Below are 800 nucleotides of genomic sequence, written 5' to 3' on the forward strand. Positions count from 1 at the left end.
ACGAACTGAGCGTTCGTGTTGAAGATGTCGAAGGTCGGACCCGAGTAATCGATCGAGAAATCGACACCCGACGTCTCATAGGTCGACAGGTTCGCATTCGTGGTCAGAACACCGGCCACAACACCGACAGCCGAACGGCGAGCACCACCCGGCCCCGGATACGGAGCCGCCAGCGGCGTACCGCCAACACCCGAATAGCCCGGACCTGCGATAAGGGCGCAGAGCGGATCAGTGAAGTTAGGCGAGTTGTAGCACGAGCCGACGATCGTGTTCACGTCGGCCGAACCGATGGCATCCGTCACTTCAAACGAGAAGTAGTCGGCGCTGAAGGTGAAGTCCTCGAGGATCGGAGTACCCGACGGCGTGAACACCACACCGACCGTGAAACCTTCCGATTCTTCCGGCTGCAGGGTCGGGTTACCACCGGTAACGGCCGAAGCCTGCGTCGAGGTCAGAGAGAAGGTACCCGGCAGGCCGTCAGCCTGACAGTTGGCCACAACCGTCGCGTTCGCACCCGACGTGCCGTAGTTCACACACGGATCGGTGTACTGAACAGCCGCCTGAGCCTGCGGCGCGAACAGCTCGCCGATTGCCGGAGCCCGGAAGCCCGTCGAGAACGAGGCACGGACACGAACCTGGTCGTTCGGAGCCCACTCACCCTTGATGGCATAGGTATTGGCATCGAAGGACGATTGAACACCGGTACCCGTCACGTCATAGGACGAGGAACGAGCCGAGAGTTCGAAGGCCAGCAGCTCGGCAAATTCCGAACCGGACAGGACCGGCAGACGGACCTCACC

General features: G+C 61.5%; 1 protein-coding gene. It reads right to left on the bottom strand.

Features of this window, described 5'->3' with window-relative positions; all coding sequences use genetic code 11:
- Positions 1–800: TonB-dependent receptor domain-containing protein (locus V0U79_RS13610; RefSeq protein WP_330200057.1), on the bottom strand; the 800-nt coding region annotated here is incomplete at both ends.

It is taken from the genome of Hyphobacterium lacteum (genome assembly GCF_036330345.1).
Lineage (GTDB): Bacteria > Pseudomonadota > Alphaproteobacteria > Caulobacterales > Maricaulaceae > Hyphobacterium > Hyphobacterium lacteum.